Consider the following 10,349-nt stretch of genomic DNA (forward strand, 5'->3'; position numbering starts at 1 on the left):
GTCACTTGGCCTCGCTTTTTTGTTTCGTCGCGAGGCCGGCACCCCGCTTGAGCTTGTCGATATCGGCTTTCTCAATGAAGGAAATGATGTTTTGCCAGGTGGGATTAAAATCAAATCCGCCGTGCTCCATTTCGTCCAAGGCCTGAGCTTTGGTCCACCCGCAGACGGTAATCCGATACATGGCGCACATCATGCCCGTGCGGTCGGCGCCGCGTTGGCAATGGACAAAGATCGGGCAATTGTTCGTGTCCGTCGCGGCTTTCAAGAATTTCACGACATCTTCCTCCTCCGCGTGCCAAGGCTTTACCTTAAAGTGGATGCTTTTCAGTCCAGTCCCGGTCAGCTCGTCTTTGTCGGAGTGAAACGAGCGGAGGTTGATGACGGTCTTCACGCCCATGGCTTTCAACTGTTTCATGCCTGCCGCCGTTGGTTGCGCGCCGCGATAGAGGTTAGTGGTGATCTGGAAGCAATTGCTGATGCCGGTCACTGTCACAGGCGTCGCCCAATTGGCAGGCCGGTTGGTTGATTCTTGAGCGCTTGTGCTGCGAACCAGGAGGAGCAGCGCAATCAACAGCGCAAAAGTGCTTCCCGTGCGCTTCATCGTGATTTTGTCGCTTTCATCGTGGCGCGTTTCATTTCGCGGTCTGAATCGCGTTTCTTCAAATCCTCGCGCTTGTCGAACTGTGCCTTGCCCTTGCCGACCGCGAGCGCCACTTTCACGCGGCCGTTTTTCCAGTAAAACGACAGCGGGAACAGGGCGTTGCCCTTGACGGACGCGAGTTCGAAGAGCTTCCGGATTTCCGCGCGGTTCAGCAGCAGCTTGCGCGGGGCCTTGGGCGCGTGGTTCTGAAGGTTGCCGTGGGAGTATTCCTCGATGTGGGCGTTGTGGAGCCAGACTTCGTCGTTGTCCACGCGCGCGAAGGCGTCCGCAATCTGGCCTTTGCCGGTGCGGAGCGACTTCACTTCGGTGCCCTTGAGCACGATGCCGGCCTCGAAGGTTTCGAGGATGTGGTAATCGCGCCGGGCTTTGGAGTTGGTGACGATGTCGGCCATAATGGCAACAGCCGGAAGGTTGCCCTTCCGGCTGTCGGAAATTCCAGTTTATTCGCGGCTTAACGCTTGCGACGCTTCTTGGGGGCTTCGTGGGGCGCCCCGGTTTCCGGCATTTCCCAGCCGATTTTGTCTTCCAAAATTTCCATCAGGGCAATGTCTCCGGCCCCCAGCGAGTAGGCGTTTTCGACGAGCGGCCGGCTGATGCCACCGCTGCCGGCGTTCAACTGGCGCACCCGGCGCGACACCACGTTGATCAACGTGTTGGGGTTACCCACCTTTTCCAGAGCCTTCTTTTGCAGTTCTGCGTTCATTGTATGACCCGCTTTGCGAGCGAGCGGGGGAAAGTAACGGTGAAAACCCCGTTGGCAACTCCAAAATCCTTGGATTTTTGCGTGAATGTTGCCGCTCATCGCCTAAAGTCAGGGCATGAGAAGCTTTCTTGCCATGACGGTTTTAATGACTTCGCTGGCCACACTGTGCGCGCAATCGCCCGATTCCTTCCCGCTGTGGGCGCAGGGCGCACCAGGAGCGCTGGGGACGGCGGACAAGGACATTCCCACGCTGACGGTCTATCTGGCAAACCCGACGAACGCCACGGGGGCGGCGATGGTGGTGTGTCCCGGCGGTGGTTACGGCATGCTGGCCCCTCATGAAGGTGTCGATTACGCGCGCTGGTTGAACGAGGCGGGCATCACGGCCTTTGTGCTCAAATACCGGCTTGGCTCTTCGGGCTATCATCATCCAGCCATGTTGCAGGACGCGGCGCGGGCGTTGCGGACGGTGCGGGCGCGGGCTGCCGAGTGGCACGTTGATCCGCATCGCATCGGCATCATGGGATCATCGGCGGGCGGCCATCTGGCGTCCACGCTGCTGACGCATTTTGACGCCGGCGATCCCAATGCGACCGATCCGATCGAGCGCGTCAGTTCGCGGCCGGATTTGGGCGTGCTGTGTTACGCGGTCATCACGATGGAAAAATTCACGCATCAGGGATCCAGGGACAATTTGCTCGGGGCGCATCCGTCCCCGGAACTGGTCACGGCGCTTTCGAACGAACAGCAGGTCACCAGCAACACGCCGCCATGTTTTGTCTGGACGACGGACGAGGACAAGACGGTGCCGATGGAAAACTCGCTGATGTTTGTGGAGGCGTTGCGGCGGAACGGCGTGCCGTTTGCCTTTCACGTTTACGAAAAGGGCGGCCACGGCATGGGGCTGGGAACTTCCGAATGGAACCCGGCCCGCCGTCATCCCTGGACGCGCGACTGCCTGTTCTGGCTGGAGCAACACCACTTCGCGCAGTGAGGCCGGCGTATAAAGGCCGGTGCCAAGTGTAATTGCGCCGCGGAACGGGCGCGCGAAAATTGGCGGACAATGTGACGGAATTCAACGAGGTCCTATGAAAACACTATTCATCGTTGTGGTGGCGCTGGTCGTGCCGGTGTTCTTTGTGCTCACCTACTTCATCAGCTGCTACAACCGGCTGGTGCTGCTGCGCAATCGTTTCAAAAATGCCTTCGCCCAGATCGACGTTCAACTGAAACGCCGGTATGATTTGATTCCCAATCTGGTCGAAACGGCGAAGGGCTATCTTAAACATGAGCGCGGCACCCTCGAGGCGGTGATTGCCGCGCGTAATGTCGCCTCGACCGCGAACGCCCGGGCGGCGGCCAATCCCGGCGACGGCGGCGCCATCAAGGAACTGTCCGGCGCGGAGACGGCGCTGGCGGGGACGTTGGGCCGGTTGTTCGCCGTGGCGGAGGCGTATCCGGACCTCAAGGCCAACACCAACATGATGGCGCTGATGGAGGAATTGACCTCGACCGAAAACAAGGTCGCCTTCGCCCGTCAGGCTTACAACGACTCGGTCATGACCTACAACACGCAGCGCGAAGTGTTTCCCTCGAACGTCATTGCGGGCATGTTCAACTTCGCGGCAGCGGAGCTGTTCGTGGTGGATCAGCCGGAGCAAAAGGAGGCGCCGAAGGTTCAGTTTTGAGTTCGTCGCCCCGCGCCGGAAAGTTTCCTGCGGGAAAATTCGCCGGGCCGCGTCGTGGGCCGCGTGACGTTTCTCCGGCAGCGTCAACCTTCCGTCAGCCATGGACTTTTTCGCGCGACAAGACAAGGCCCGTCGCAACACCAAGGCGCTGGTCGTGTATTTCCTGCTGGCGGTCGCCGCGCTCGTGCTGGCGGTGTATCTCGTCTGCGCGCTGATTTTTGGGCGCGGCCATTTTTGGCAGCCGCAACTCTTTCTCTGGGTCTCGCTCGGCACCGTGGGCGTGGTCTGCGTCGGCTGCCTGACCAAAGTGGCGGAACTTTCCGGCGGCGGCGCCGCCGTGGCGGCCATGCTCGACGGCGCTCCCGTGAATCCCAACACGATCGATGCCGATGAGCGCAAGCTGCTCAACGTGGTGGAGGAGATGGCCATCGCGGCGGGCGTGCCGGTGCCGCAGGTTTACGTGATGAACCACGAGCCGGGCATCAACGCGTTTGCCGCCGGTTATTCGCCGAGCGACGCCGTGATCGGCGTGACGCGCGGTTGCATCCGGCAACTCAACCGGGACGAACTGCAGGGCGTCATCGCGCACGAGTTCAGCCACATACTCAACGGCGACATGCGGCTGAACATCCGGCTGATCGGCCTGGTCTTCGGCATCATGTGCCTGGCCATTGTGGGGCGTGTGCTTCTTTACGTGCGCAGCGGTTCCAGCCGCGACCGCAACCCTCTTCCGCTGCTTGGGCTGGCCCTGATTGTGATTGGTGCGGTGGGCGTGTTCTTCGGACGACTGATTCAGTCCGCGGTGAGCCGGCAGCGTGAATTCCTGGCGGACGCTTCGGCGGTGCAGTTTACACGCAATCCGGCGGGGCTGGCGGGGGCGCTGAAGAAAATCGGCGCGCTCGGACACGGTTCCGAGCTGACCTCCGCGCATGCGCTGGAGGCAAACCACTTGTTTTTCAGCAACGGCACGGCTTCGTTTGCGGGCCTGTTCGCCAGCCATCCGCCGTTGGCGGAGCGCATCCGGCTGCTTGACCCGGCCTTCGACGGCGACTTTTCCCAGGTTCGCCTGCAGCCGGAGAGGCCGGCGGCCGGGCCGGAAGGCCAAACGATTCCCTCGGCTGGGCCGGCTGGGATTCCCATCCTTGGCGGACGCGCGGGAGCCGGGTTGCCGCCAATCATTGTCCTGCCGGGCGCCATTTTTCCGACTTTGGGGCAGCCGACCCCGGCGCATTTGCACCATGCCGTGGCATTGCGCGATACCATTCCACTTACATTGCAGCAAGCGGCGCGCGACGCGCTGGCGGCGCAGGCGATCATCTTGGCACTGATTCTGGGCGGGGATGCCGCAACGCGTGAGGCGCAGTTAAAACTCATCGCCCAACGGGTTTCTCCCGCGCTGGAGCGGGAGACGCGCCAGCTCTGGCCGGAAGTGATGCCCGTGGCCGCACGGGCGCGGTTGCCGCTGGCAGACCTGGCACTGCCCGGGTTGCGTCTCATGTCGCCGGCGCAGTTCAGCCGGTTCCGCGACACATTGACGGCCGTGATCGAACATGATCAGCAGGTGGACTTGTTCGAATACGTGTTGCAGAAGATGGTGCTGCGGCACCTCGAGCCGCATTTCACCGCGGTGCGCAAGCCGGTCGTGCAGTTTTATGCCCTGAAGCCGCTGCTATCCGAGGCGATGGTGCTGTTGTCCGCGCTGGCCTACGTTGGCGCCGGCAATGCCGCCCAGGCAGCCGACGCGTTTCGGCGGGGGGCTGAACCGCTCGCCAGTGCTGCGCGGCAGCCGCTGACATTGCTCGCGGAGGCGGACTGCGGGCTGGATCAGGTGGACAAAGCCCTGAGCCGCCTTGCGCAGGCGTCCCCGCAGATCAAGAAGAACATCCTCCACGCCTGCGCCCAAACCGTGGCGGCCGATGGCGTAATTCAGGAGCGCGAAGCAGAACTGCTGCGCGCGATGGCCGATACGCTGGATTGCCCCATTCCGCCGGTGAGCGAGTTGAACGAACCTTCGCATCCGTGACAACAAGGCCGGTCAAACGAGGGCGTGAAGTGCGGCGTCCGGCCGGTTGCAGTTGATGGTTTCAGCCAGGGAAAAACGCTCCCAGAAATCACGCGTGGCGTTCTGCAACTGCTCACGCAGGCGCGACAGAATGCCCGGTGCTTCGTTCAGTCGGGCCGCGTCCATGGCGAGCCATTCCCCCATGGCCCGGACGGACAGCACGGTGTGGATGCTGCGATGCGTCCATTGTTCGGCCACGGCCTGCTGTGCTCGCCAATCGTTGCCACTGATGGCCACGCATCCGGCGGCGGGATTGATGAATTGCCAGGTCCAGACGGGCCGTTCGGAGTGCGACTCGTGAACGAAAAGCCGTCCGGTTCGGCCGCGGGCGATGGCGACTCCGTGCGGTTGGAAGCTGCCCATGGGTTCTTCGCTCTGATGGAATAACTCGTCCCGCACCTGGGCGTATTCGCGGATGGCGGCGTGCATGGCCTGCGCCAGCACCGCCACGCGTTGCCGGAGGAAGGCCAGTCCGATGCCGCCGTTGCGGCCCATGGTGACATACGAATCGACCTGCCGCAGCAGGCGCTCCAACTGCCCGTCGGCCCAGGCCTGGTGGCGGAGCAGATCGGCAATTTGCTCGCGGCGGGCGAGCACGACCGGATTGGCAGTAGCATGGCAGCCCATAAATCAATCTTTCTCAGGGCAGTCATAGCAAACCGCAGTCCAAAGTTGGGACAGGTGGCAAAATGGCCGTTGGTGGTTGTCTAAACCCTTGATGACAGCCCGCAGGTTCCAGGCTGGATCAACCGTCAAGATTGGCAGACCGGCGTTTTCAGGACGGAAAAACAATGGCAAGAACGGAAGGAATGGCGGGCGAAGATGAGACACCCATGCAGGGGAATGTCCCGTCTTGGGGCAGGTCCAGGCGGAGCACGGATTACTTGGCGAGCAACATGCGCAACAACGTCATCACCGTCGCCAGCAGACTGACGCAGCAAATGCGGTCACGCACGCTGAACTTGATTTCCTGCGTCTGGTTGATGGGGGCGAGTGAGGTCGTGAAGGCGTCCACTTCACTCTGAACTTGGCTTGCAAAGCGCGATTTCATACGAGTCTTGCGAATTCATTCGCACAACCCGTGCCACGCCGCGGCCGCGGGCGCGGACGGTCTGCAGGCCGGTCATGCGGGGCGGCGCGGTTGGCGGGTGAATCCGTTGGTGCGAGATTCGCTGGAGGCTGGGGGTGCCGCGGAACTGCGGTCCGGGCCGGGCAGCAAGGCGTGATATGCATGGGCTGAACACACATCCGATCGAGCGATTTCTCCATCGCCTGGCGGAATCCATCTGGCGGCATCCCCGGTGGTTCGTGTTTCCCCAACTGGTGATCTTTGCCCTTGCCATCGGGTATGCCGCCGTCTGTCTGAAGTTCAAAACCGACACGAACGACCTGGTTTCCTCGGATGTTGCCTACCAGCGCCACTGGCAGGAGCTGAAGCGGGAATTTCACGTGCAGGAGGACCTCGTCACGCTGGTCGAAAGCGAGGATCGCGAAAAGAACCGGCAGTTTGTGGAGCGGCTCGCAGCGCGATTGGAGGCCGAGACCAACCTGTTCTGCGACATTTTCTACAAGGGCGATGTGCGCGCCATGGGGCCGAAGGCGCTGCTCCTGTTGTCGGAAGATCGTCTGGCGGAAATTTTGAAGGCGCTCCGGAATTACCAGCCCCTGGTGCGCCGGTTCTCCGACGTGACGAACCTGAACTCGCTGTTCACGGAAGTGGAAACCCAGTGGCGCGCCGCCGCGCAGGCCGGCACCAACGGCCATCTGTTCGCGCAGGCCGTGCCCGCGCTCACCCGGATCGTCGAGCAGGGGGCGGAGAGCCTGCAACGCGCCGGCGTGCCGCCATCGCCCGGTGTGACCACGCTCTTTGCCGGCAGCGACGGCGCGGCGGCCGGCGGCTATCTCCAGTTTGCGGGAGGGCGCTTTTACATCATCACGTGCGCCGCGCTGGAAGAGCCGCTGCAGGACGCGGCCATTGCGCGGCTGCGCCAGCTCGTGGACGCGACGCGGGCGGAAGTTCCTGGCGTCAACGCCGGCGTCACGGGCGAGCCGGTGCTGCGGCTGGACGAAATGGAGCAGGCGGAAAAGGACACCACCCGCGCCTCCCTTGTAGCGCTGGTCATCGTGGCGTTGACCTTCATCTATTGCTACCACCAGATCCGCCGGCCGCTGATGGCCACCGCGTGTCTCATTGTGGGCATTGGTTACACGCTCGGGTTCGCCACGCTGACAGTGGGACAGCTCAACATTTTAACCATCACCTTCGTGCCCATCCTGATTGGCATGGCCATCGACTTCGGGGTGCATTTGATTGCGCGTTTTGAGGAGGAATTACGTGAGGGGCGCACGGAGCGGGCGGCCATGCACAAGGCGCTCGTCGCCACGGGCACGGGCATCCTGACCAGCGGCTTGACCACCGCTGCTGCCTTCCTGGCGATGATGTTTACCGGCTTCAAAGGCATTCGCGAGATGGGGTTGATTTCCGGTGGCGGACTGCTCGTCTGCCTGGTGCCCATGATGACCCTGCTGCCGGCGATGTTGTTGTTGCGGCGTTGTCCGGTCTGGGAACGGGCGACACCCTCGGCCCGCCGCGCCTGGCATTGCCGCCGTGAACAACTGGAACAAGTCTGGCTCAAGCGTCCCCGGGTCGTGCTGGCCGCGGGCGGGCTGGTCACGGTGCTGGCGTTGACCGTGATATACCGCCTCTCGTTTGATTATAATTTGCTGCACATGCAGAGCCCCGCGCTGCCGGCGGTGATTCTGGAGCAGCGCCTCGAAAAATCCGCCTCGCATTCCATCCTCTCCTGCGCCGTCACCGCCAATTCGTTGCCCGAAGCGCTGGCGCTCGAAAAGCGCATCCGCGCGCTGCCCAGTGTGGCCGACGTCGATTCTGTGGCGCCGTTTCTGGCCGGCAACCAGACGAGGAAGCAGGAGCTGGTGCGAGAAATCAGCACCGTGGCCAACGAAATCGACTTTGCGCCCATGGACGAAGCGCCCGTCAATCCCGCCGTGCTCGACGAGACCTTGCGGAATTTCGGCCGCGCCGTGGTGGGCGCACTCCAGTTCATGGGGCAGGACATGGACGAACGGCTCAAGCAGCAGTTGATCGGCCTGCGCGAAGCCGTGGGCCGCTGGCGGGACGCCATTGCAAGCATGCCGCCGGACCGCAGCGCCGCGCAAATGACTCTTTACCAACGGGCGCTGTTCAGCGATCTGGACAGCACGCTCACGGCGCTCCAGGAACAGGATTATCGCGAGCCGTTGCGGGTGGAAAACCTGCCGCCGGGCGTGCGGTCGCGCTTTGTCGGGCGGACCGGCAAGTTCTTGCTGCAGATCTATCCACGGAAGAACGTCTGGGAACACGAGGCGCAACAGGCGTTCGTGCGCGAGCTGCGCACGATTGATCCGGCGGTCACGGGCTCGCCCGTGCGGTTTTACGAGACGACGCGGCAGCTCAAGCGCAACTTTCAAATCGCCGCGGTGGACGCGGTCGTGGTCATTGCCCTGATGCTGCTGGTGCACTTTCGAAACGCCGCCTGTGTGGTGCTCGCCTTGATCCCGGTGGTGCTGGGCGTGCTCTGGACGGGCGGGTTCATGGTGTTGTTCCATCTGCCGTTCAACCCGGCGAACATCATCGCGCCGACGTTGTTGATTGGCATCGGGGTGGCCAACGGCATTCACATCCTCAACCGCTTCATCGAGGAGAAGACGCCGACCATTTTGGGCAAGAGCACGGGCAAGGCGGTGCTGGTCTCTGCGCTGACCACCGCGACGGGATTTGGCAGCCTGATGCTCGCGCAGCATGCGGGCATCGCCAGCCTGGGAGTGGTGATGGCGTTGGGGACGGCGTTGTGCATGCTGGCTTCGGTCACCGTCTTGCCGGCGTTGCTCATTTTGCTCAACCGCGCTGGCTGGAAGCTGGCCCACGGCTGGCTCAAGCACGGCGGATGATTCGCAAGCGTCGTTGGCTTGTTGTCACGAAAGCGGCGGCAACGCAAACCGGGCTCCGGGCAACGCGTTTTATGTCAGGCGGCGCGTGGTGCATGGATGTCTGCGTTTGACATTAAGAGGCCCGCCGTTAGTCTGCCACAACCTCACGAGAAGTTCGTGCAACGCATGGAAGTGGCTTGTGGCTGAGAAAGACGATTATTTGTTGGACATGCTGATGGACCTCGGGTTCGTCACCCCTGATCAGGTGACGAATGCCCGGAATGAGGCGCATTCAGCGGGGGTCGGCGCCGTGGATTTGCTGGTCGCCAACAAGGTCATCCGCCCGGCGGATGTCACGCAGGCCAAGGCCGCTCATTTCGGCGCGGAAGTGGTCAATCTGGCCGAGCTCCCGATTCAAGACGACGTCATTGCAGCCGTGCCCCGGCATGTGGCGCGCAAATACCGGGTCATCCCGGTCTTCCGGCATGACAACAGCCTGACCGTCGCGCTGGCGGATCCCTCCGACATCGCCACGATTGATGCGCTCAACCATGTGCTCAACCTGGAGGTCCAGGTGCAGGTGGCCTCGGATGAGGACATCGAGAATGCCCTGGCCCGTTATTACGGCGGCCGCGCCGGCGGTGGCGGCGATTCCGTCGTGGACAAGGCAATTCAGGAATTGACGCAGTCCGACGTGGGTTTTGCCGCGCCCACCGAGGCGATGGAAGACGGGGCCACAGTGGAGGCCGACGCGCCGCTCATCAAGCTCGTCAACCAGATCATCATCGAAGCCTTCAAAATGCGCGCCTCGGACATCCACTTGGAGCCGATGTCGAAAAAATTCCGGCTGCGCTACCGCATTGACGGCGTGTTGCATGAGATGAAGAACCCGCCGAAGCGGCTGCAGGCGGCCATCGTTGCCCGTCTGAAAATCCAGTCGAACATGTCGATCGCGGAACACCGCGTGCCGCAGGACGGGCGCATCCAGACGAACATTGGCAACAAGACGATCGATTTGCGCGTGTCGTGCCTGCCCACGAACCATGGCGAAAGCATCGTCATGCGTATTCTGGACAAGGAAGGTCTGCGGCTGGGGCTGGCCGAACTGGGTTTCTTCACCGACGACCAGCAAACCTTTGAGCGGCTCATCGGACTGCCCGACGGCATCATTCTGGTTACGGGGCCGACCGGTTCCGGCAAGACCACGACGCTTTATTCCTGTCTGCATTTCATCAACCGGCCTGACCGCAAGATCATCACCGTGGAGGACCCGGTCGAATATCAGCTGGCCGGCATCAATCAGGT

Annotated in this window: 10 protein-coding genes; 5 read left to right on the plus strand and 5 right to left on the minus strand. The window is 62.3% G+C overall.

Going from position 1 to position 10,349, the window contains the following annotated elements:
* Window position 1: 1 nt before the first annotated feature.
* The 3 genes from VFV96_16685 to VFV96_16695 are packed head-to-tail and all read right to left on the minus strand — an operon-like array spanning window position 2 to window position 1,364.
* Complete coding sequence (locus VFV96_16685; protein HEU5072042.1) at window positions 2–601, minus strand: dual specificity protein phosphatase family protein; 600 nt, start codon at window positions 599–601, stop codon at window positions 2–4.
* Window positions 598–1,053: an SsrA-binding protein SmpB gene (gene smpB, locus VFV96_16690; protein HEU5072043.1), complete on the minus strand. Its 456-nt coding sequence runs from the start codon at window positions 1,051–1,053 to the stop codon at window positions 598–600. Before smpB ends, VFV96_16685 begins: the two co-directional genes overlap by 4 nt.
* A gap of 59 nt (window positions 1,054–1,112) precedes the next feature.
* Complete coding sequence (locus VFV96_16695) at window positions 1,113–1,364, minus strand: DNA-directed RNA polymerase subunit omega (protein ID HEU5072044.1); 252 nt, start codon at window positions 1,362–1,364, stop codon at window positions 1,113–1,115.
* A gap of 115 nt (window positions 1,365–1,479) precedes the next feature.
* Here VFV96_16695 and VFV96_16700 point away from each other — a divergent pair, with 115 nt between their 5' ends.
* The 3 genes from VFV96_16700 to VFV96_16710 all read left to right on the plus strand — a co-directional run bounded on the left by VFV96_16700 (window position 1,480) and on the right by VFV96_16710 (window position 5,075).
* Window positions 1,480–2,358 (plus strand): alpha/beta hydrolase, encoded by an 879-nt coding sequence (locus VFV96_16700; GenBank protein ID HEU5072045.1) that lies wholly within the window; start codon window positions 1,480–1,482, stop codon window positions 2,356–2,358.
* A 94-nt stretch (window positions 2,359–2,452) separates the two neighbouring features.
* Complete coding sequence (locus tag VFV96_16705) at window positions 2,453–3,052, plus strand: LemA family protein (GenBank protein ID HEU5072046.1); 600 nt, start codon at window positions 2,453–2,455, stop codon at window positions 3,050–3,052.
* Between the two features lie 100 nt (window positions 3,053–3,152).
* On the plus strand, window positions 3,153–5,075 hold the full coding sequence (locus VFV96_16710) for a M48 family metallopeptidase (GenBank protein HEU5072047.1): 1,923 nt from the start codon (window positions 3,153–3,155) through the stop codon (window positions 5,073–5,075).
* A 12-nt stretch (window positions 5,076–5,087) separates the two neighbouring features.
* On the opposite strand, the gene VFV96_16715 is transcribed toward VFV96_16710, so the two are convergent.
* Together VFV96_16715 and VFV96_16720 are read right to left on the minus strand one after the other, a co-directional pair.
* Complete coding sequence (locus VFV96_16715; protein HEU5072048.1) at window positions 5,088–5,741, minus strand: hypothetical protein; 654 nt, start codon at window positions 5,739–5,741, stop codon at window positions 5,088–5,090.
* 253 nt (window positions 5,742–5,994) lie between these two features.
* Window positions 5,995–6,165, minus strand: coding sequence for a hypothetical protein (locus tag VFV96_16720; GenBank protein HEU5072049.1), 171 nt, complete (start codon window positions 6,163–6,165; stop codon window positions 5,995–5,997).
* 176 nt (window positions 6,166–6,341) lie between these two features.
* On the opposite strand from VFV96_16720, the gene VFV96_16725 reads away from it, so the two are divergent.
* Window positions 6,342–9,065, plus strand: a complete 2,724-nt coding sequence (locus VFV96_16725) for an MMPL family transporter (protein HEU5072050.1) — start codon at window positions 6,342–6,344, stop codon at window positions 9,063–9,065.
* Window positions 9,066–9,243: 178 nt separating this feature from the next.
* Window positions 9,244–10,349: ATPase, T2SS/T4P/T4SS family (locus tag VFV96_16730; GenBank protein ID HEU5072051.1), on the plus strand; the 1,106-nt coding region annotated here is incomplete at its 3' end.

It is taken from the genome of Verrucomicrobiia bacterium, assembly GCA_035765895.1.
Classification (GTDB): Bacteria; Verrucomicrobiota; Verrucomicrobiia; order Limisphaerales; family DSYF01; genus DSYF01.

Excerpts from the sequence above, each read along its gene's own strand:
- VFV96_16695 (HEU5072044.1), bottom strand. The coding sequence starts at position 1,364 with ATGAACGCAGAACTGCAAAAGAAGGCTCTGGAAAAGGTGGGTAACCCC.
- VFV96_16715 (HEU5072048.1), bottom strand. The coding sequence starts at position 5,741 with ATGGGCTGCCATGCTACTGCCAATCCGGTCGTGCTCGCCCGCCGCGAG.
- VFV96_16685 (HEU5072042.1), bottom strand. The coding sequence starts at position 601 with ATGAAGCGCACGGGAAGCACTTTTGCGCTGTTGATTGCGCTGCTCCTC.
- VFV96_16720 (HEU5072049.1), bottom strand. The coding sequence starts at position 6,165 with ATGAAATCGCGCTTTGCAAGCCAAGTTCAGAGTGAAGTGGACGCCTTC.
- smpB (HEU5072043.1), bottom strand. The coding sequence starts at position 1,053 with ATGGCCGACATCGTCACCAACTCCAAAGCCCGGCGCGATTACCACATC.
- VFV96_16710 (HEU5072047.1), top strand. The coding sequence starts at position 3,153 with ATGGACTTTTTCGCGCGACAAGACAAGGCCCGTCGCAACACCAAGGCG.
- VFV96_16705 (HEU5072046.1), top strand. The coding sequence starts at position 2,453 with ATGAAAACACTATTCATCGTTGTGGTGGCGCTGGTCGTGCCGGTGTTC.
- VFV96_16725 (HEU5072050.1), top strand. The coding sequence starts at position 6,342 with ATGCATGGGCTGAACACACATCCGATCGAGCGATTTCTCCATCGCCTG.
- VFV96_16700 (HEU5072045.1), top strand. The coding sequence starts at position 1,480 with ATGAGAAGCTTTCTTGCCATGACGGTTTTAATGACTTCGCTGGCCACA.